Raw genomic sequence first — 20,303 nt, forward strand, 5'->3', positions numbered from 1 at the left:
GAGGAAGGGTATAGCGTACCCACCCACACCGTCCTGCATAGTCATATGAGGCGGGGGAAGGCGCCTTCACAGGCTAAGCGAGTATCCTAGAAGCTTCGTATCCCCGAACCGAAACGAGAAAAAGCGTGGAAATCCTGCTGTACGCTGTGGGCATTATCCTCATGGCAATCGCTATTGCCGTCTCGATTGCCCTGCACGAGGTGGGGCATCTGGTGCCCGCGAAGCTGTTCAATGTGCGCGTTCCGCAGTACATGATTGGCTTCGGTAAGACCGTGTTCTCTTTCCGCCGCGGCGAGACTGAGTACGGTTTCAAGGCGATCCCGTTGGGCGGTTACATTTCGATGATTGGTATGTACCCGCCGAGCCCTGCTGAGGTGAAGGAGCACCATGAGGAGGGCCATTCGGGCAGTACCAGCCCGTTTGCGTCCATGGCTGAGGAGGCTCGTGCGGCGGATGCTGAGCGCCTGAAGCCCGGCGATGAGGACCGCCTGTTCTATAAGTTGCCGGTGCTCAAGCGCATGGTGATTATGCTGGGTGGCCCGACCATGAACCTGCTGATTGGTGTGGTGTGTACTGCTGTGCTGATTTGTGGTTTTGGTACGGCGCAGGTGACGAATAAGGTGTCGGCGGTGTCTGAATGCGTGCCGAGCGTGAATGTCACTCATGATTCGATTAGCTATGGCGAGTGTACGGATAAGTCCACCCCGTCGCCTGCAAAGGCTGCTGGTGTGCAGGTGGGTGACCGTGTGGTTGCTGTGAATGGTGCGTCGACGGGTTCGTGGGAGGCTGTATCTTCGGCGATTCGTGCGGCGGGTTCTCACCCGAGCACTTTGACGGTGGAGCGTAATGGTCAGCGTCTGGATTTGTCGGTGACTCCGGTTGAGATGATCCGCCCGGTTTCTGACGGTAAGGGCCAGTATGCGCGTGCTGCGGACGGTTCGATTGCGACGACTCGCGGCGGTTTTGTGGGTGTTTCGCCGTCGAGTGAGTTGGTGCCTGGTTCTATTACTGAGGTGCCTGCGATGGTGGGTGATACGCTCTCGCGTGTGGGTTCGTCGATGTTGTCGTTGCCGCAGCGTGTGTGGGAGTTGACGGTGACTTTGGTGACTGGTGGTGAGCGTAGTGTTGAGTCGCCGGTGTCTGTGGTTGGTGTGAGTCGTATTGCTGGTGAGGTGACGGCTACTGACCGTATTGATGTGAAGGCGAAGGCTGCGATGTTGGTCTCGCTGGTGGCGAATATGAATTTGATGCTTTTTGCGTTTAATCTGATTCCGCTTTTGCCGCTGGATGGTGGCCACGTGTTGGGCGCGCTCTGGGAGGGTGTGCGTCGTTTCTTTGCACGTTTGACTGGGCGTAAGGATCCGGGTCCGTTTGATCCGGTGAAGTTGTTGCCGTTGACGTATGTGGTGGCGGGCGCGTTTATTGTGATGTCTGTCATCCTGATTGTGGCGGATATTGTTAAGCCCATCACCCTGTTTTAGTGTGTTGTCACGCGCGGTAAGGGTACCCGTATTAGTGCTTTCTTTCGCGTCAGTGGCACAATAAAAAGTTGAACGAAGGATGCGTCGTACGTCCTTCATAACCCATGTATGGAGGAAAACCTTGTCGGTCAGCCTTGGTATGCCGAAGCCCGCTCCCGCGGTTCTGTCCCCGCGTCGTAAGACTCGCCAGTTTAAGGTGGGTTCTGTCGGTGTTGGTTCTGAATCTCCGATTTCGGTGCAGTCGATGACGACCACTAAGACCCACGACATTGGTGCGACTCTGCAGCAGATTGCTGAGTTGACCGCTGCCGGTTGCGATATTGTGCGTGTGGCGTGCCCGACTGATAAGGATGCGGAGGCTCTGCCCATTATTGCGAAGCAGTCCCGTATTCCGGTGATTGCTGATATTCACTTCCAGCCGAAGTACGTGTATGCGGCTATTCAGGCTGGTTGCGGTGCTGTGCGTGTGAACCCGGGTAATATCCGTAAGTTCGATGACCAGGTGAAGGAAATCGCTCAGATGGCTTCGGACCACGGCGTTTCTCTGCGTATTGGTGTGAATGCTGGTTCGCTGGATAAGCGTCTGTTGGAGAAGTACGGTAAGGCTACTCCGGAGGCTCTGGTTGAGTCTGCTGTGTGGGAGGCGTCGCTCTTTGAGGAGCACGGTTTCCGCGATTTCAAGATTTCTGTGAAGCATAATGACCCTGTGGTGATGGTGGAGGCGTACCGTCAGCTGGCTGAGCGCGGTGACTGGCCCCTGCACCTGGGTGTGACTGAGGCTGGTCCGGCGTTCCAGGGCACTATTAAGAGCTCGGTGGCGTTCGGTACTCTGCTGTCTCAGGGTATCGGCGATACTATTCGCGTGTCGCTGTCTGCTCCTCCGGTTGAGGAGGTGAAGGTGGGCACCAAGATCCTGGAGTCGCTGAACCTTCGCCCCCGCAAGCTGGATATCGTTTCTTGCCCGTCGTGCGGTCGTGCGCAGGTGAACGTGTGGGAGCTTGCTGAGAACGTGACTAAGGGCCTGGAGCACATGAAGGTTCCGCTGCGTGTTGCCGTGATGGGTTGCGTGGTGAACGGTCCGGGTGAGGCTCGTGAGGCTGACCTGGGTGTGGCGTCCGGTAACGGTAAGGGCCAGATTTTCGTGAAGGGTGAGGTCATTAAGACCGTGCCTGAGGATCAGATTGTTGAGACTCTGATTGAAGAGGCGACCCGTATTGCTGCTGAGATGGAGGCTTCGGGCGAGTACGTTCCCGAGGGTTCCCCGGCTGTTTCGGTGAGCTAGTTAGCTTTTGTGCGCGGAGGCGCCCTGGTGAGGGCGCCTCCGCGCTTTTCCGGTTATGTCTGGTTATGGTGGTGGCAGGCTTGGTGCTTGCCGCTGCCGGTTGTGGCCGCAGGATCCGGTTGCTTTTTCGGGGGTGCGTGTCCCCGTATTTTCACTTATTTTTGTCGCTCTTTCTCTATCACTCAACAGGTCATGTTCACTCTTTTTTCTCGCCGCCGTAAGGCTAATCGTGCCCGGCGTGCTGCTGTTTCGTCTGCTGCTGTTTCGTCGATGGATTCTTTCCCTATGCCTGATCGCGTGAAGGAACACGTTTTTGCTCTGGATGCTCGGTGGTGCGATGAGCTGGAGGAGGTCCTGTTCAGTGACCCGGTCCCGAATCTGTACTCCATTGAGCATTATTTGGCGTGCCCTCTTCCGGTGAGGTCCCCGCGTATTCCGCTGCATTACTATCAGGGTTTTGTGGGTTGTGAGCGCGATGGGCAGTTGTGCTGTGTGCTGCTGTTGGGTTCGAATGTGGTGCCGGTGCGGCTGTGCGGTGCCGCAATTGAACATGATGTTGCCGAACATGTAGAAGCCTCTGATGCCCCCACCCTGGACGCCCCCACCTTGGATGCTACGGCGCTCGCGCATCGTGACGCGCTGGCTCAGCTGCTACTGCAGGTGGGTTCTCGTCTGGATTCCATGTTCGGTGAGAGCGCCTTCGTGATGCCCCTGTGGACGCGCATGCAGGAGCTGTGCGAGCAGACTCGCGGCGGTAAGAGCCCGCTACTGCAGATGCTGCAGCCGAGCCTGGGTGACGGTTGCGATCACCGTGCGCGGGTTCTGTCGGAGCGTCCCAATCAGCCGCTGCTGTATCTGCCGCCGGAGAAGGACCTCACCCGCTTCTACGCTGTGGAGCTTCCTGAGCTGCCGGCTCACCTGCCCGCGCTCTTCAAACCTGCCGAAGCCCCCGCCGGTGCTGTCCAATTCAGCGGTGAGGCTGCCGGGTATGCGCGCCTTGCCACCTCCGCGGACCTGGGGGAGCTTCTGCCCGCCGCGGCCGCCATGTTCACCGAGGAGGTCGGCTTCGACCCGATTGCTCGCTACGGTGACGGCTATGCGGCGCGCCTGCGCACGCTCATAGCCGGCCAGCGCAGCGCCATTGTCACCGACGTGAATGGGCGGGTTATCTTCAAGGCGGATGCGGGCATCGTGAACCTGGACGCCGCGCAGGTGCAGGGCGTGTGGCTGCATCCGGACTACCGCGGCTACGGTCTGGCTAAGCCGTTCTTTGCCGCCGCCGCGCAGATTCTGCAGCGCTACTACCCGCATTTGAGCCTGTACGTGAACGACTACAACGCCCGTGCTCTTGCCATGTACCGGGGGACTGGTTGGGAGCAGATTGGGCAGTTCTCGACCATCATTTTTGAGCGCTAAACACGCCGAACCTTAAAACGCTATAAAATTAAAGACGGCTGTGCCTTTTTCACGGCTCACCCGGTGAGCCTCGGGCACCCTACCTAAACCTATCGACCTTTCAAGGAGAATCGTGGTACTTCGCCTTTCCAACCTCTTCGTGCGCACTCTGCGCGAGGACCCCGTAGACGCTGAGGTCGCCAGCCACAAGCTGCTGGTCCGCGCCGGTTACATCCGCCGCGCAGCCCCCGGCGTGTACACCTGGCTGCCCCTGGGCCTGAAGGTACTGCGCAAGGTCGAGAACATCATCCGCGAAGAGATGGACGCCATTGGTGCGCAGGAAGTTCACTTCCCCGCACTGCTGCCCCGCGAACCCTACGAGGCAACCAACCGCTGGGACGAGTACGGCGATAACCTCTTCCGCCTCAAGGATCGTAAGGGTGCAGACATGCTGCTGGCACCCACCCACGAGGAAATGTTCACCCTGCTGGTGAAGGACCTGTACTCCTCCTACAAGGATTTGCCGGTTTACCTGTACCAGATTCAGACCAAGTACCGCGATGAGGCACGCCCCCGCGCGGGCCTGCTGCGCGGCCGCGAGTTCGTCATGAAGGACTCCTACTCCTTCAACATTGACGATGAGGGCCTGAACGAGGCGTACATGGCGCACCGTGCCGCCTACCAGCGCATTTTCGAGCGCCTGGGCCTGGAGATTGTCATTGTGACCGCACAGTCCGGCGCGATGGGTGGCTCCCGCAGCGAAGAGTTCCTGCACCCGACCCCCATCGGTGAGGACACCTTCGTGCGTTCCGCGGGCGGCTACGCGGCAAACGTTGAGGCCGTCACCACCGTGGTTCCCGAGGAAATCGAAATCACCGAGGACACCCCGGCGGCAATCGTCGTGGACACCCCCGACTCCGCCACCATTGAGACCCTGGTGGAGCGCATGAACGAGCTGCACTCCGAGGTTACCGGCGGCGCCCTGGAAGCTTCGCAGACCCTCAAGTGCTTCCTGGGCACCGTCATCACGCCCTCCGGCGAGCGGAAGGTCTTCGCCGTGGGCGTTCCCGGCGACCGTGCCGTGGACCTGGGCCGCGTTGAGGTCAACATCGGCGCCCTGCTGGGCATCGGCGGCGAGGTCGAGGTCGAGGCAGCCAGCGAAGAGGATCTGAAGGCATACCCGCAGCTGGTCAAGGGCTACATTGGCCCCGGCCTGAGCCTGGATGCGCCCCTGTTCGGTGCGCACACCGAGGACGAGGATGCGGTAGCTTCCGCAACCGGCATTCCCTTCTTCGTTGACCCCCGCGTGGTGCGCGGTACCCGCTGGGTGACCGGCGCAAACGAAGAGGGCAAGCACGTGGCGAACCTGGTCTTCGGCCGCGACTTCACCGCCGACGGCGTGATCGAGGCGTGCGAGGTGCGCGAAGGCGACCCGGCACCGGACGGCTCCGGCGAACTGGTCGCAGCCCGCGGCATCGAGATGGGCCACATCTTCGCCCTGGGTCGCAAGTACGCTGAGGCACTGGGCCTGAAGGTCTTGGACCAGAACGGCAAGCTGCAGACCGTGACCATGGGCTCCTACGGCGTGGGCGTGACCCGCGCACTGGCTGCTATCGCCGAGGGCAACCACGACGAGAAGGGCCTGATCTGGCCGCGTAACCTGGCACCGGCAGACGTGCACATCGTCATCACCGGCAAGGATGCAGCATCCCACGAGTACGCTGAAGAGCTCAGCGCATCCCTGGAATCCGCCGGTCTGCAGGTCATGCTGGATGACCGCCCGAAGACCAGCCCCGGCGTGAAGTTCGGCGACGCTGAGCTGCTGGGCGTGCCCACCATCCTGGTGATTGGTCGCGGCTTCAAGGACGGCGTGCTGGAGCTGAAGGACCGCCGCAGCGGTGAGGCTCGCGAGGTGTCCGTCGAGAACGCGGTGGCTGAGGTCATCGCTGAGGTGCGCGGCGCCTAAGGCACGCCACTAGCCCGCAAAAACGTAAAACCGTCGCCACCTGCTCCGCCTCCCAGGAGGTGGGGCAGGGTAGCGGCGGAAGAATGAAAGAAGAGAACTATGGCATATAAGCCGAAGCGTTCTGGCTCTAAGAAGAGCGCCCCGAATGCGCGCGCTCGCCGTGCCGCATCCCGCGTGGCGAATGGTGTGAACACTCCCCGCACTCGCGTTGAGAGTGAGCCCGTGGTGGAGGCACCGGTGCGCGTGGGTACCCGCGCGATCCGTGAGGAAGAAGTTGCCGAGGCGATTGCCCCGGTTATCTCCGAATTCTCGCTGGTGCTGGAGGGCCTGAAGATTTCGGGCCCGGCGGCGAACCGCACCGTGAAGATTACGGTGGACTACACCGCTGAGCGTACCGATTCGCTGTCGCTGGATTCCCTCGCGGAGATTTCCGGTGCGATTTCGAGCGCCCTGGATCGTGCGGATGAAAACGACGAGTTCTTCCCCTACGAGCTGGAGGTGTCCTCGCCCGGCGCTACCCGCGCCCTGACCGAGCGCCGCCACTGGGAGCGTGCCCGCACCCGCCTGATTGCGGTCACCGCACCCGACGGCACCGAGTACCTGGCGCGTCTGCACGAGGTGCAGGATGAGGGTCCGGTGCTGGCTCGTAAGAAGAACACGAAGAAGGGTCAGAAGGAGTCGTACCACGAGCCGTCTTTGCTTCCCTGGGAAAATATTGCTTCTGCTCACGTCGAGATTGACTTCAATTCGCCTGCTGAGCCGGTAGAATAGAGTTATTAAAGCTTCAGGCACGGGGTGCTCCGTGCCAGGTATATACCGTTCGGGAGCCGGGGCGCACTAAGCGTCCCGGCGCCGTGCTAACTGGGAAAGGCTGAAAAGCGTGGAGGATATTAAAACTATTGACCTGGGCGCACTGCGCGCATTGGCGAAGCAGCGCTCTCTCGTCATGGAGGAGCTCTTCACCCTGGTTGAGAACGCCCTGCTGCTCGCGTACATGAAGCAGCCCGGCGCTATTAAGGGCTCTCGTGCCGTCATCGACCGCACCACCGGCGAGTTCGTCATTCTGGCTCCTGAGCTTGATGAGGACAACCAGAAGATTGATGAGTTCGACGATACCCCGAACAACTTTGGCCGTATCGCTGCCGCAACCGTCCGTCAGGTGCTCTCGCAGCGTCTGCGTGACGCTGAGGACGCATCCGTTCTGGGCGAGTTCAAGGACCGTGAGGGCACCCTGGTGTCCGGCGTGATTCAGCAGGGCAACAACCCGCGTATGGTTCAGGTTGACCTGGGCACCGTTGAGGCTGTTCTGCCCAGCAACGAGCAGGTTCCGGGCGAGAAGTACCTGCACGGTACCCGCCTGCGCGCCTACCTGGTTGAGGCTCGCCGCGGCCCCAAGGGTCCCTCGATTGTGGTTTCTCGTTCGCACCCGAACCTGGTTCTGCGCCTGTTCGAACACGAGGTTCCCGAAATTTCTGAGGGCCTAGTTTCCATTAACTCCATCGCACGTGAAGCTGGCCACCGCTCCAAGATTGCTGTGTCTGCGAAGAACCCGACCATTAATGCGAAGGGTGCGTGCATCGGCGATATGGGTGCCCGCGTGCGTGCGGTTGCTGCCGAGCTGAACGACGAGAAGATTGACATTGTCGACTACTCGACCGATCCGGCAACCTTCATCGCTGCGGCGCTGTCCCCGGCGAAGGTTACCGAGGTCATTATCGCGAACCCGCGTGAGTACTCCGCTCGTGCCGTGGTTCCGGATGACCAGCTGTCCCTGGCTATCGGCCGTGAGGGTCAGAATGCGCGTCTGGCAGCGAAGCTGACCGGCTGGCGTATCGATATTCTCTCCGAGTCCAAGTACGCTCAGGTTCGTGCCGAGGAAGAGGTTGCAGCTCGCGTGGCTCGTAGCCTGGCTGAAGAAGCTGCAGTTGAAGAGGCAGCAGAAGAGTCCGCACAGGACGCTGAATAAGCATTAGCCCCGGTGAGGGGCGTATCCCGCGGCATATCCTTTTGATGCAGGCGCAAGATATCGGGCAGCAACGTGCCCGGTGTTCTTGCGCCTGCGTCACAGTTTTGCCCATGATTCTTAAAAACGGGATACACTATTAAGATGTGCCGGTGTGTAACCGGGCGCTTTAACGCGCCCTCGCACACACCGGATAGAACATCACGAATGTACTGCGAACGCGGTTCTGCACACACGCTAGAGAGGGGAGAGGACCATGAGCAATCACGACCTCACCGCAACCTCCGAAGCGTTTGAAGGACCGGTCCGCACCTGCATCGGATGCCGTGCCCGCGATGAACAGCGCAACCTGCTGCGCATCGCCCGCACACCCGTCACGTCTGCTACCGAGCAGGCGGAAACCCCGCCCTATCAGCCCGATACGGCGGGAACTATGCCCGGACGAGGCGCTTGGATCCATCCGAGCGAAAAGTGCGTAGCCGCTCTGCAGAAAAAGAACGGTCTGGCGCGCGCCTTCAAAAAAGCGGTCCCTGCAGCCCAGCTGCAGGCGTGCTGCGAGCAGATTCGAGCCGTGATTGCGGACTCGACCCCCTCGTAGACGCTTTTCGGGTATATGCCCTCTGTAAGTCAACGAGTTTGACGACTTCTTATCTGAAAGCGAGTCAGAAAACTGATGGATATCTAATGAGTGCCGCGAAATGAGTACCCTTTCGTGCTCACCCACCGGCAATTTCACGAATTGGCGCGCCTTCGGGCGTGCACCCCGTAAACATTAGTGTCCGCACCATTCCCGGTGCGGACCGGGAATGGAGAAAATTTGGCTCAGCCTCGAGTACACGAGTTTGCTAAAGAAGTAGGCGTACCTTCCAAGGAAGTTATTGCCAAGCTTAAGGATATGGGCGAGTTCGTTAAGAGCTCCTCTTCCACCCTGAACCCCATGGTTCTGAAGAAGCTGCGCGCGGAATTCCCCGCCGCAGCCGCTAAGCCTGCCGCAAAGGCAGCACCCGCGGAGTCGGCAGCTAAGCCTGCCGCTAAGCCGGCACCCAAGCCCGCAGCAGCAAAGCCCGCCGCTAAGCCTGCGGCAGCCCCCAAGCCCGCAGCGGCAAAGCCTGCCGCTAAGCCGGCACCTAAGCCTGCAGCTAAGCCTGTCGCAGCTGAGAGCGCAGCTCCCAAGCCTGCAGCAGCTAAGCCCGCCGCAAAGCCGGCAGCAGCACCCAAGCCCGGCGGCCCCCGCCCGGGTAACAACCCCTTCGCATCCCAGCAGGGCATGGCACGCCCCGAGGCTGCACCGAAGCCGGCAGCACCCAAGCCTGCCGCTCCGAAGCCCGGCCCCAAGCCCGGTCCTCGCCCCGGTAACAACCCCTTCGCATCCCAGCAGGGTATGAAGCGTGGCGGCGGCGACTCCCAGCGTTCCGGCGGTCCCCGTCCGGCACGTAACGGTCGTCCCGGTGGCAACGGTGGCGCACGCCCCGGCGGTAACGGCGGTCCCCGCCCTGCAGGTGGCGCACGTCCCGGTGCACCCCGTCCGGCTGGTGGCGGCGGCGCACGCCCGAACCCCTCGATGATGCCCAAGGTTTCCAACGTTGGTGGCGGCGCGTCCGGTTCCAACAACGGCGGCGGTAACGGTGGTGGCGGCGCACGTCGCGGCGGCGGTTCCGGCGGCGGCTTCAACCGCGGTCCGGGTCGTCCCGGCCCCGGCGGTCGCGGCAACGCACAGGGTGCATTCGGTCGCGGCGGCTCCAAGCGTAAGGGCCGCAAGTCCAAGGCAGCTCGCCGCCATGAGCAGGAGCAGCTGAACGCACCGGCACCCGGCGGCGTGGTTGTTCCTCGCGGCGACGGCTCGACCGAGATTCGTCTGCGCCGCGGCGCGTCCATCATGGACTTCGCTGAGAAGATTGGCGCAAACCCGGCATCGCTGATTACGGTTCTCTTCCACCTGGGTGAGATGGCTACCCAGACTCAGTCCCTGGACGAGGAGACCTTCGAGCTGCTGGGTGCCGAACTGGGTTACGTCATCAAGATTGTTTCCCCGGAGGATGAGGAGCGCGAGCTGCTCGAGTCCTTCGACATCAACCTCGAAGCCGAAGCAGAAGCTGAGGGCGAGGACGTTCTGGAGGTTCGTCCCCCGGTTGTTACCGTCATGGGTCACGTTGACCACGGTAAGACCCGCCTGCTGGACGCTATCCGTAACACCAACGTCATTGAGGGTGAGGCCGGCGGCATTACCCAGCACATTGGTGCATACCAGGTCCACACCACCGTTGAGGGTGAAGACCGCGCGATTACCTTCATCGATACCCCCGGTCACGAGGCGTTCACCGCTATGCGTGCCCGTGGTGCGAAGGTCACCGACGTGGCAATCCTCGTGGTCGCAGCGGATGACGGCGTTATGCCCCAGACCGTTGAGGCACTGAACCACGCACAGGCAGCTAACGTGCCGATCGTGGTTGCTGTGAACAAGATCGATAAGGAAGGCGCGTCCCCGGACAAGATCCGCGGCCAGCTCACCGAGTACGGTCTGATCCCCGAAGAGTACGGTGGCGACACCATGTTCGTGGACGTCTCCGCTCGCAACGGCACCAACATCGACGAGCTGCTTGAGGCTGTCACCCTGACCGCTGACGTGCTCGAACTGACCGCTAACCCGAACAAGGAAGCACGCGGCGTTGCTATTGAAGCAAACCTGGACAAGGGCCGCGGTGCGGTTTCCACCGTCCTGGTTCAGTCCGGTACCCTGCACGTCGGTGACGCTATCGTTGCCGGTGTTGCTCACGGTCGCGTTCGTGCAATGTTCGATGAGAACGGTCAGGCTGTGAAGGAAGCTGGCCCGTCCCGCCCCGTTCAGGTGCTGGGTCTGTCCACCGTTCCTCGTGCAGGCGACACCTTCCTCTCCACCGAGGAAGAGCGTACCGCTCGTCAGATCGCTGAGAAGCGTGAGGCTGCTGATCGTAACGCTCAGCTGGCTAAGCGTCGTAAGCGCGTGACCCTCGAGTCCTTCGATGCCGCTGTGGCTGAGGGCAAGATGGACACCCTGAACCTGATCATTAAGGGTGACGTCTCCGGTGCTGTCGAAGCGCTGGAAGAGTCCCTGATGAAGATCGACGTCGGTGGCGACGAGGTTCAGCTGCGCGTCATCCACCGCGGTGTGGGTGCTATTACCCAGAACGACGTGAACCTGGCTACCGTGGACAACGCGGTCATCATCGGCTTCAACGTCCGCCCGGCAGAGCGCGTTGCAGAACTTGCCGACCGCGAAGGTGTCGAGATGAAGTTCTACTCGGTCATCTACCGTGCGATTGAGGAAATTGAGCAGGCCGTCAAGGGTATGCTCAAGCCCGAGTACGAGGAAGTGGAGCTCGGCTCCGCAGAGATCCGCGAGGTCTTCCGCTCCTCCAAGTGGGGCAACATCGCAGGTTCGATCGTCAAGAACGGCATCATCAAGCGCAACGCCAAGGCACGCCTGGTGCGCGACGGTTCCGTGGTGGCAGACAACCTCACCATCGAGTCGCTGCGCCGTTTCAAGGACGACGCTACCGAGGTTCGCGAAGGTTTCGAGTGTGGTATTGGCCTCGGCTCCTTCAACGACATCAAGGAAGGCGACATTATCGAGACTTGGGAGATGCGCGAAAAGCCGCGTGTCTAAGACTCACACGCTGATGCGCCCGTCACCCGCTAGTGTTCCCGCACCCGCAGGCTTCTAAAACTGGAGCCTGCGGGGCGGACGCTGGCGGGGCGGGCGCTTCCGCATTACCTGGAACGCCTCCGTAACACCCCGAGTGTTCGCGGAAGCACCACGAGATTTCAAGGAGAAACACATGGCTGATGCAGCCCGCGCGGCACGACTTGCCGACCGCATCAAGGTAATTGTGGCGAAGGCGCTGGAGCGTCGTGTTAAGGATCCCCGCCTCGGTTTTGTGACCATTACCGATGCCCGCGTGACCAACGACCTGCAGCACGCAACCCTGTACTACACCGTGTTCGGCTCCGAAGAGGACGCCGCAAACACCAAGAAGGCGCTGGAATCCGCTAAGGGTATTCTGCGCGCCGAGGTGGGTAAGAACATCACTGCCCGCCTGACCCCCACCCTGACTTTCGTCGCTGACGAGGTTCCCGAGAACGCCTTCCACATTGAGGCGCTTCTGCGTGAGACTCGCGAGCGCGACGCCGCCCTGGCTGCTGCAGCTGAGGGTGCCGAGTACGCTGGTGAGGCTGACCCCTACAAGAAGGACGAACCTGCCGAGGGTGAGGACGCCTAAGTGGCGAAGAAGCAACCTCAGGGCCCGTCCGGCCTGATGGTCATTGATAAGCCCGCCGGGATGAGCAGCCACGACGCAGTCTCTCAGATGCGTCGTATTGCTGGCACCCGGCGGGTCGGTCACGCCGGTACGCTGGATCCCGCCGCGACCGGCGTGCTGATTTTGGGCATCAATAAGGCGACGAAGCTGCTGACCTACCTGGTCGGTCAGGATAAAACCTATGACGCGACGATTCGCTTAGGGCTTGAGACGCTGACCGAGGACGCCGAGGGTGAACACACCGCCGCGCATCCTGATGCCGTCGAGGCGCTGACCGGTTTGGACGCTGAGCAGATGCGTGCGCGCATCCTGGAGGCTGTGGCGCAGCTGAGCGGCGATATTCTGCAGGTTCCTTCTGCGGTGTCTGCTATCAAGATCAACGGTGTTCGTTCGTATGCGCGTGTGCGTAGCGGTGAGCAGGTTGAGTTGGCGGCGCGTCCGGTGACGATTAGCGAGTTCACGGTACATTCCATCAACCCTGGTTTTGCCGAGTACGTGATTGAGGACCCCGAGAATGAGGGCGAACACGCGGCAACCTCGGTTCCCGTGATTGACTGCAAGGTGACGGTTTCGTGCTCTTCGGGCACCTATATTCGTGCCCTGGCGCGTGATTTGGGCAAGATTCTGGGCACCGGTGGCCACCTGACGGCTCTTCGCCGTACCCGTGTGGGCGCGGTGGTGCTTGAGGATGCCGCCGATTTGGCGCAGTTGAAGCAGCGCCGTGAAGAGTCGGAAGCACCGCTGGAAGATTTGCCGCTACTTCCCCTGGAGGAGGCGGCACGCCGCATCTTTGGTGCGCGTGAGCTCTCCGCCGCGGAGGCGAGCGATATTTCCTACGGGCGCCGTATTAGCCCCAGCGGTGACGGTTCCGTGGTGAAGCGTTCCGTGCACGCGAGCGCGGATGAGTCCGGCGCGGTGCAGCATGCCAGCGTTGAGGGTATTGTGGCGGGCTTCGCCCCGGACGGTACCCTGGTAGCCCTGTTGGAGAATAAGAAGCAGCGCGGGAAGGTGCTGGCCGCCCCGGTGCTGGTTTTTGAGGCGAATCGTTCCTTCAACTAGGCGTTGAAGGCTTATGATAGGCGAAGAAGGTTCGGTGTTTGCGCCTGCCCAAACCTGGTTTGCCCAAATCTATCTGATTCAGCGCCCTGTTGAAGGTGCCCCCTATTCATTCAATGCGCTAACGTATATACAACCCCTGAACACACATGACTACTCGTGCGGGTGCCGCCCGGCCCTGCTGAAGGAGAGAAGATGAGCGAGAACCAGAGCTCTGCTAAGAAGGCGAGTGAGCCTCGTACCGCGCCGGTACCCCGCGTGGAGTCTGCACAGGCTGAAGCTACCGTAACCGGGGCTGCTACTCAGAGCGGTGCCGCGAAGGCTGCCGGTGCTAAGAACGCTGAGCCTATTTCTGCGGCGAAGGCACCCGAGGGTGTTCGCGTAGCCGCACCGGCGTCCGGCGATAAGGCGTCGCAGAAGGCCGATAAGAAGGCTGAGAAGAAGGCAACCCGCGAGGCGTTTGCCCGCCCCAAGAGCCTTGAGGAGGCGGCTAAGCCTCAGAACCGTGCGGCGTTCCGCGCGGCGGTGGCGCTGTACGGTCTGTTCATGATTGCGTACGGTGTGTGGCAGGTTCTGGGCGGTGTCCGCGTCATTCCGGATGCGCCTCAGGACTTTGCGAACGCCTCGGTGCAGTCGAACTACGTGTTCTTCGCGGCAGCCTATGTGGGTGTGGGCCTGTCCTTCGTGTTCATTGCCCTGAAGTTCAAGTGGGTGAACATGCTCGTGTTCTCCTGCCTGGTGGTTTTTCTGGGCGGCGTGGGTCGTATCCTGTCGTGGGCGTTCTTCGGCACCCCGCACTGGTCGCTGATTGTGCTGATGGTGACTGAGCTTGTGATTCCTCCGTGCCTGCTGGTGTGGTACGGCTGGATTAACAAGTCCAATAAGATTCGCGAGGAGATGCTGAAGGCTTCTCGTAACCAGGCTCGTAAGTAGTCGTAACGCCCGGGAAGGTTCCTGCCGCACGGTGGGGTGCCTGCCCGGGCTTTCTTCTGGGCGGGTGCTGCGCATGGATTTTCCAGGTGCGGAGGCTGCACAGTTGCGTGCCAGATACCCCGCCGCATCCGCAAAGGTAGGGGAGAGAGCACCGCCTGCGAGGGGCACCGTTCCATTCCCTGTTGATTCCCGTTTTGAATTCTGCATCCTGCCGCCTGTGGTCTAGGATGGTTAGGTACATTTATCTTTTTCAGGAGAGCCCGTGACCCTCTACACCGCTTTGAGCGAGGTCCCCGCCGGCTACGGCCCCTCGGTCGTGACCATCGGCAATTTTGACGGCGTGCACCGTGGACATGCCCGCGTGATTTCGCGCGTGGTCTCCCTTGCTGAAGAGCACGGTTTGAGCTCTATCGCGGTCTCTTTTGACCCACACCCGATGCAGGTGCACCGTCCTGAGGCGGCCCACCACGACATTATGGGTCAGGGTTCGCGCCGCTACTTCATGTGCCTGCTGGGTCTGAACGACTACCTGCTGCTGAACTACAACCTGGAGTTCGCTGCGCAGACCCCCGAGGAGTTCGTGAAGTCCACCTTCGTGGATGCGCTGAACGCGCGTTTCGTGGTCATCGGTGACGACGTGCGCTTTGGTAAGAACAACTCCGGCGACCTGAACACCATGCGTGAGCTGGGGGAGAAGTACGGCTTTGAGGTGGTTGTCGTTGAGGACCTGATGGTGGATGAGAACACCCGCTGCTCCTCGACCCGCATCCGCCAGCTGCTGCTGGAGGGCGATATGCCCGCCGCAACCGAGCTGCTGGGCCGCCACCACATGATGGCTGGTGAGGTCGTACACGGTCTGGCGCGCGGTCGCGAGTTGGGCTTCCCGACCGCGAACCTTGAGCTTGAGGCGCGCGGCCTGATTCCCGCCGACGGCGTGTACGCCGGCTGGCTCGTGGACGAGTCCGGTAATCGTCATCCTTCCGCTATTTCGGTGGGTACGAACCCGACTTTTGACGGTATTGAGCACCGTCAGGTTGAGGCGCACGTGATTGACCGCCCCGAGGAGCGCGTGGAGGATTTCAACCTGTACGGTCAGCGCGTGCTGATTGAGTTCGTGAAGCGTCTGCGCCCCATGGTGGCGTACACCGGCGTTGAAGCGCTGATTGAGCAGATTAACGATGACGTGGTGCAGACCCGCGAGGTGCTGGCTGAGGATGCGAAGAACTACTGCCCGCCGGAGTGCCCGGTGCAGGCGGAAGTGAAGCAGCCCGGCCTCTAAGAGCAACAGCCTGCGCTCATAGCTTTTGCCTTTAACGGCTTTGAAGCCCCGGCGGTAGATTTTCGGATCTGCCCCGGGGCCTTTGCGTACCCGCCCCTATGCGCCGGAGCGGCTACCTGCCGTACGGCACCCCTGTTTTAGTCGCCCCCGTTTTAAGAGAAGATAGAGTCATGGAAAAAATGAACGTCGAATCCTTCAACCTCGACCACCGCGCCGTAGCAGCACCCTACGTGCGTATCGCAGATCGCAAGGTCCTGCCCGGTGGCGACACCCTCATCAAGTACGATATCCGCTTCACCCAGCCGAACACCGCGCACCTGGAAATGCCGACCGTGCACTCCATCGAGCACCTGAGCGCCGAGCACATGCGCAACCACACCGACCGTCTGATTGACTTCTCCCCGATGGGCTGCCAGACCGGTTTCTACGCGCTGACCCTGGGCCTGGAGCCCGAGGAGTTCTTCCCCATCTTGGAAGCAACCCTCAACGATATCCTCAACGCGACCGAGGTTCCGGCGGCGAACGAGGTGCAGTGCGGTTGGGGCGCCAACCACACCCTCGAAGGTGCGCAGGCTGCGGCTCGCGAGTTCCTCGCGGCACGCGATGAGTGGGCGCAGGTGATGGCGTAATGAGCGCACAGATCCCTGACGCTTTCGCATCCGCCTTCAACCCGGTGGACTTTGACCCGAACGCTTTCGACCCGGCTGAGGCGTTCAACAGCATGTTTGAGCTGATGGACGGCATGTCTAACGCCATCATCATTCAGGTGGCTATGGATGAGGAGCTCGCGCCCTTCCTGAAGGTGACCGAGGAGCTGCAGCCGTCCTTCACCGAGGGTGCGGCGGTATTCCATCCGCGTTACCTGCAGGTGGGCGAGGACCAGGTTCCGCTGCTGCTGGTTCGCTCCAAGATTGGTCTGGTGAACGCAGCGAGCGCCGTCACCGAGGCGATCAGCTACTCCTCGAACTGCCTGGGCGTCATTAGCGCAGGTACCGCCGGTGGTTTGGCTCGCGGCATTAACGTGGGTGACGTGCTGATTGGCGAGAACTACACCTACACTGACGCCGACGCGACCGCGTTCGGTTACGCGCGCGGCCAGGTTCCGGGCATGCCCGAAAGCTACGACGGTCAGGCGAACGAGTGGCAGGATGCCCTGGAGCATGCGCTCGCCGCGCTGGAGCCGGTGCGTGAGCAAGCTGAGAACGCGTGGGAGGTGCGCCGCGGCCAGATGCTGGCGGGTAACTCCTTCGTAACCGCCCACAACGTGAAGGACACCCGCGAGGCGTTCGAGGGCGCCATCAGCACCGACATGGAGACCACCGCTATTGCGCAGGTCTGCCACAACTACGAGATTCCGTTTATCGGTGTGCGTTGCGTGTCTGATCTGTGCGGCCCGGAGGCTGACCAGGACTTCCACCTCTCCATGGACGTAGTGGCCCCTCGTTCGGCTCGTTACGCTCTGCAGCTGGCTGCTGAGCTGTGGACCGAAGCGCAGCTGGAGGCGCTGGATCTGGCTCTCTAAACCTCTAGAACACGCGGTAAGACTGCGGCGGGATACGAATCTGAGCCCGCTGTTTGAAATGCCGGAGGAAGTGCCGGGGCGTGAACCGATGGGTTCACGCCCCGGTCTTTTTGTACCGGTCTCTGCGCCCGGTTTTACGCCTGAACCGCGAGAAACGCAGAAATATTAACCGTGGTGAATATACATTCTGTGTGTCGTGGAGTACTATGAATGTGGAAACTGTCCGATCTCACAGAGGAGTACGTCGTGAAGTTCTGCCCGACTCTCGCCTCCGTCACCGGTCTGCTCGGTGGCTACAAGGTTGCATCTAGCACCGGCATCCGCCCGCTCGGTGGCGCTGTCCTGGCACTGTGCGGTGCCGTGGCTTACAAGAATTGGAAGCGTAAGGCTGGCGCAGGCCGTGCCACCTTCCTCACCGCTCTCTACCTCGGCGCGTTCGGCGCCGCTCATCCGCTCGCCAAGAAGCTTGGCGCGTGGCCTGCAGTCTACACTGTGACTGCTGCAACCGCTCTGTGCTCTATCGTCATTGGACGTAAGCGACAGAAGTAGTCTTTGACGAAAAGACGGCGGAAAGGCAACGTTGCCTTCCCGCCGTCTTTTGCGTTCCCACCCACCGTACCGGTTGGGAGCGGATGCGCCGGGGCGACGCGCGAAGGCAACACCTTCTCGCAACGCCCCATCACTCGATGGGGAGTGAATCACCGGTACCGCTCTCAGCCACCTGCTGAGCCGCGGCACCGCCCGATAAGTTTCCCCGCCACCGGCGGGTACACCCCACGAGGTAAAGGAAAAGAAGAAGATGAATACCATTCCGGACTCATCCCCGGTACAGCAGGGCGTAGCTGAGGCTACCTCCGAGAGCCCGCAGCTAGCGCGTGGACTCTCCCTGCGTCACATCATGTTCATCGCCCTCGGCTCCGCCATCGGCACCGGTCTGTTCTACGGCTCGGCATCCGCCATTCAGCTGGCGGGCCCCTCCGTGTTGCTTGCCTACGTTATTGGCGGCGCGGCAGTGTTCATGGTGATGCGCGCAATGGGCGAACTCGCCCTGGCGCACCCGGTCTCCGGAGCGTTCTCCGAATACGCCACCCGCTACCTCGGACGCTGGGCAGGTTTTGTGACCGGCTGGACCTACGCCCTGGAAATGGCGCTGGTTGCCATTGCGGACGTCACCGCCTTTGCCGTGTACATGAAGTTCTGGTTCCCGAACAGCCCCTCCTGGATTTGGATCGTCTCGGTTCTGCTGATTCTGCTCGCCATTAACCTGGCGAAGGTCAAGGCGTTTGGTGAGACCGAATTCTGGTTCACGCTCGTGAAGGTCAGCGCCATTATCGCCATGATTGTTGGCGGTATCGCCCTGCTCTTCGTGGGTGTGCAGGCGCACGACTCTGTGGCACCCTCCGTCACGAACCTCTGGGCGCTTGAAGGCGGCTTCTTCGCGAACGGTTTTACCGGCTTCCTCGCCTGCTTTACCGTGGTGATGTTTGCCTTCGGCGGTATCGAGAACATCGGTATTGCCGCCGGTGAGGCGAAGGACCCGCGCACCTCGATTCCCAAGGCGATTCGCACGGTGCCGTTCCGCATCCTCATCTTCTACATTCTGACCCTGTCGGTCATCATGTCCCTGTACCCCTGGTACTCGGTGACGAAGGCGAACTCGCCGTTTGTGCAGATTTTTGAGGGCCTGGGTATTCCGGCGGCTGCTTCGATTCTGAACGTGGTCATTATTACCGCTGCCATCTCTGCGCTGAACGCGGACGTGTACGGTGCCGGCCGCATGATGTACGGCCTGGCGAAGCAGAGCCTCGCCCCTGCATCCTTCGCGAAGGTTACCAAGAACGGTGCGCCCTGGATGACCACCCTCATCATGGTGCTGGTTATGGCGGTCGGCGTAATCGTGAACGTGCTCTTCGAGAACGCGTTCGAGGTGGTCGCCTCCCTGGCAACCTTCGCGACCGTATTCGTGTGGGTCATGATTCTGCTGGCGCACATTGCCTTCAAGCGTAGCGGCGCCGATACCGAGGCGCAGCCGGTACGCCAGCCCCTGTGGCTGAGTTACCTGGCGTTGGCGTTCATGATCTTTATCGTGGTGCTCTTCGGGTGCTTCGCCGACACCCAGCTGGCGCTGGTGATGGGCGCAATCTGGTGCCTGTTCCTGCTGGTCTACTACCGCCTCGTGGTGGTCCGCGCTCGCGCTGAAGCAGCAGAAGCATAGGGAGTAGAAGCGCAGACACCGAATAAACGTAGAGCCACTGAATAAACGTAGAGCCCGGTGCGAGGACTCGGCGTGAGAACCCGGTGTGAGAACCCGACTGCAAAGCCCGGCGACCGGTAGTGTGATGAGCTACCTGTCGCCGGGCTTCTGCTCACCCTTCCACGAAAGCGCCCCGGTAGCGTAGAATGGGAAGAACGCGTCTGCAGTCCGCAGCAGACGACGTGTATTACAGGGCGTAAGCCCACCACCCGGCGGCAACCGTCCGTACGGGACGTATGCGGTACTAACTCTAGGAGTTAAAAGTGGCACTGGATCCCGCTGTCAAGCAGGCAATCATCAAGGAATACGCAACCCACGAGGGCGACACCGGTTCGCCCGAGGTTCAGATTGCAGTTCTGTCTCGTCGTATCGCCGACCTGACCGAGCACCTGAAGTTCCACAAGCACGATCACCACTCCCGTCGTGGCCTGATGATCCTCGTTGGTCGTCGCCGCAACATGCTCGGCTACCTGAAGAGCGTCGACATCGAGCGTTACCGTTCGCTGATCGAGCGCCTGGGTCTGCGCCGATAAAACAGGAGCGTCTTGACGCTTTTGTGGTGATTAATCGCCTTTAGGCGGTGTGTGCGGACGTGCTGTCAGCACTACCAGCCCTCCATTTCGGAGGCGGGTAGCGCCAGCGCGTCCGTACTGCCGCGTTGAGGGGCGCATCTTCCGCTAGCTAGATTCCTGCGCTAGGTTTTTGGGCTAGATTCCAAAGCTGCGCGAGAAGATGCCGCCTCACCTGAAAGAAAGAACACGGGCCGTACCGGCACACACGCCGCGGTCCTCGGTAGCGAATTACGGAACAACACCACCCCCACAACCGTGCCGACACACGTCGAGCACACGAAAAGGCGGGGGAGAGGTGCCGTGGT

17 protein-coding genes are annotated in these 20,303 nt (G+C 61.1%); all 17 read left to right on the forward strand.

The features are described from left to right. Nucleotides 1-125: 125 nt before the first annotated feature. The 17 genes from HMPREF2971_RS06660 (at nucleotide 126) to rpsO (ending at nucleotide 19,959) form a co-directional block, all read left to right on the forward strand. A complete protein-coding gene (locus tag HMPREF2971_RS06660) occupies nucleotides 126-1,481 on the forward strand; it encodes a M50 family metallopeptidase (RefSeq protein ID WP_070633914.1) in 1,356 nt (451 codons plus the stop codon). Between the two features lie 139 nt (nucleotides 1,482-1,620). After that, nucleotides 1,621-2,763 carry a flavodoxin-dependent (E)-4-hydroxy-3-methylbut-2-enyl-diphosphate synthase gene (gene ispG / locus HMPREF2971_RS06665; RefSeq protein ID WP_044142245.1) on the forward strand — a complete coding sequence of 381 codons (1,143 nt, stop codon included), beginning with the start codon at nucleotides 1,621-1,623 and terminating at the stop codon, nucleotides 2,761-2,763. A 192-nt stretch (nucleotides 2,764-2,955) separates the two neighbouring features. Continuing rightward, nucleotides 2,956-4,179, forward strand: a complete 1,224-nt coding sequence (locus tag HMPREF2971_RS06670; RefSeq protein ID WP_246825072.1) for a GNAT family N-acetyltransferase — start codon at nucleotides 2,956-2,958, stop codon at nucleotides 4,177-4,179. A 112-nt stretch (nucleotides 4,180-4,291) separates the two neighbouring features. Further along, nucleotides 4,292-6,124 carry a proline--tRNA ligase gene (locus HMPREF2971_RS06675; protein ID WP_070692020.1) on the forward strand — a complete coding sequence of 611 codons (1,833 nt, stop codon included), beginning with the start codon at nucleotides 4,292-4,294 and terminating at the stop codon, nucleotides 6,122-6,124. A 99-nt stretch (nucleotides 6,125-6,223) separates the two neighbouring features. Then, nucleotides 6,224-6,895 carry a ribosome maturation factor RimP gene (gene rimP, locus HMPREF2971_RS06680; RefSeq protein WP_049341694.1) on the forward strand — a complete coding sequence of 224 codons (672 nt, stop codon included), beginning with the start codon at nucleotides 6,224-6,226 and terminating at the stop codon, nucleotides 6,893-6,895. 109 nt (nucleotides 6,896-7,004) lie between these two features. Next, nucleotides 7,005-8,090: a transcription termination factor NusA gene (nusA, locus tag HMPREF2971_RS06685; RefSeq protein ID WP_070692022.1), complete on the forward strand. Its 1,086-nt coding sequence runs from the start codon at nucleotides 7,005-7,007 to the stop codon at nucleotides 8,088-8,090. A 253-nt stretch (nucleotides 8,091-8,343) separates the two neighbouring features. After that, nucleotides 8,344-8,685: a YlxR family protein gene (locus tag HMPREF2971_RS06690; protein ID WP_070629115.1), complete on the forward strand. Its 342-nt coding sequence runs from the start codon at nucleotides 8,344-8,346 to the stop codon at nucleotides 8,683-8,685. Between the two features lie 219 nt (nucleotides 8,686-8,904). Continuing rightward, the gene (infB, locus tag HMPREF2971_RS06695) at nucleotides 8,905-11,730 is read left to right on the forward strand and encodes a translation initiation factor IF-2 (RefSeq protein ID WP_070692024.1); all 2,826 of its coding nucleotides are present in this window, start codon (nucleotides 8,905-8,907) and stop codon (nucleotides 11,728-11,730) included. Nucleotides 11,731-11,902: 172 nt separating this feature from the next. Beyond that, the gene (rbfA, locus tag HMPREF2971_RS06700; protein WP_005507090.1) at nucleotides 11,903-12,343 is read left to right on the forward strand and encodes a 30S ribosome-binding factor RbfA; all 441 of its coding nucleotides are present in this window, start codon (nucleotides 11,903-11,905) and stop codon (nucleotides 12,341-12,343) included. Continuing rightward, nucleotides 12,344-13,441, forward strand: a complete 1,098-nt coding sequence (gene truB, locus HMPREF2971_RS06705) for a tRNA pseudouridine(55) synthase TruB (protein ID WP_070692025.1) — start codon at nucleotides 12,344-12,346, stop codon at nucleotides 13,439-13,441. Nucleotides 13,442-13,633: 192 nt separating this feature from the next. After that, nucleotides 13,634-14,371, forward strand: a complete 738-nt coding sequence (locus HMPREF2971_RS06710; protein WP_049338490.1) for a DUF4345 domain-containing protein — start codon at nucleotides 13,634-13,636, stop codon at nucleotides 14,369-14,371. A 262-nt stretch (nucleotides 14,372-14,633) separates the two neighbouring features. Next, a complete protein-coding gene (locus tag HMPREF2971_RS06715) occupies nucleotides 14,634-15,650 on the forward strand; it encodes a bifunctional riboflavin kinase/FAD synthetase (protein WP_049356032.1) in 1,017 nt (338 codons plus the stop codon). Between the two features lie 170 nt (nucleotides 15,651-15,820). Then, nucleotides 15,821-16,279, forward strand: coding sequence for an S-ribosylhomocysteine lyase (locus HMPREF2971_RS06720; RefSeq protein WP_005507094.1), 459 nt, complete (start codon nucleotides 15,821-15,823; stop codon nucleotides 16,277-16,279). Then, complete coding sequence (gene mtnN, locus HMPREF2971_RS06725; RefSeq protein WP_070692027.1) at nucleotides 16,279-17,172, forward strand: 5'-methylthioadenosine/S-adenosylhomocysteine nucleosidase; 894 nt, start codon at nucleotides 16,279-16,281, stop codon at nucleotides 17,170-17,172. The genes HMPREF2971_RS06720 and mtnN overlap by 1 nt, the downstream gene beginning before the upstream one ends. Before the next feature lie 210 nt (nucleotides 17,173-17,382). After that, entirely contained in the window at nucleotides 17,383-17,721 is a 339-nt protein-coding gene (locus HMPREF2971_RS06730; RefSeq protein WP_070507722.1) for a hypothetical protein, read from the forward strand. A 250-nt stretch (nucleotides 17,722-17,971) separates the two neighbouring features. Continuing rightward, the gene (locus HMPREF2971_RS06735; RefSeq protein WP_070692029.1) at nucleotides 17,972-19,387 is read left to right on the forward strand and encodes an amino acid permease; all 1,416 of its coding nucleotides are present in this window, start codon (nucleotides 17,972-17,974) and stop codon (nucleotides 19,385-19,387) included. Nucleotides 19,388-19,689: 302 nt separating this feature from the next. Further along, entirely contained in the window at nucleotides 19,690-19,959 is a 270-nt protein-coding gene (rpsO, locus tag HMPREF2971_RS06740) for a 30S ribosomal protein S15 (RefSeq protein ID WP_005507098.1), read from the forward strand. Nucleotides 19,960-20,303 lie beyond the last annotated feature (344 nt).

Source organism: Rothia sp. HMSC066G07 (genome assembly GCF_001814485.1).
Lineage (GTDB): Bacteria > Actinomycetota > Actinomycetes > Actinomycetales > Micrococcaceae > Rothia.

Excerpts from the sequence above, each read along its gene's own strand:
- rbfA (WP_005507090.1), top strand. The coding sequence starts at position 11,903 with ATGGCTGATGCAGCCCGCGCGGCACGACTTGCCGACCGCATCAAGGTA.
- HMPREF2971_RS06720 (WP_005507094.1), top strand. The coding sequence starts at position 15,821 with ATGGAAAAAATGAACGTCGAATCCTTCAACCTCGACCACCGCGCCGTA.
- HMPREF2971_RS06690 (WP_070629115.1), top strand. The coding sequence starts at position 8,344 with ATGAGCAATCACGACCTCACCGCAACCTCCGAAGCGTTTGAAGGACCG.
- rimP (WP_049341694.1), top strand. The coding sequence starts at position 6,224 with ATGGCATATAAGCCGAAGCGTTCTGGCTCTAAGAAGAGCGCCCCGAAT.
- HMPREF2971_RS06710 (WP_049338490.1), top strand. The coding sequence starts at position 13,634 with ATGAGCGAGAACCAGAGCTCTGCTAAGAAGGCGAGTGAGCCTCGTACC.
- mtnN (WP_070692027.1), top strand. The coding sequence starts at position 16,279 with ATGAGCGCACAGATCCCTGACGCTTTCGCATCCGCCTTCAACCCGGTG.
- HMPREF2971_RS06735 (WP_070692029.1), top strand. The coding sequence starts at position 17,972 with ATGAATACCATTCCGGACTCATCCCCGGTACAGCAGGGCGTAGCTGAG.
- ispG (WP_044142245.1), top strand. The coding sequence starts at position 1,621 with ATGCCGAAGCCCGCTCCCGCGGTTCTGTCCCCGCGTCGTAAGACTCGC.
- HMPREF2971_RS06670 (WP_246825072.1), top strand. The coding sequence starts at position 2,956 with ATGTTCACTCTTTTTTCTCGCCGCCGTAAGGCTAATCGTGCCCGGCGT.
- HMPREF2971_RS06730 (WP_070507722.1), top strand. The coding sequence starts at position 17,383 with ATGTGGAAACTGTCCGATCTCACAGAGGAGTACGTCGTGAAGTTCTGC.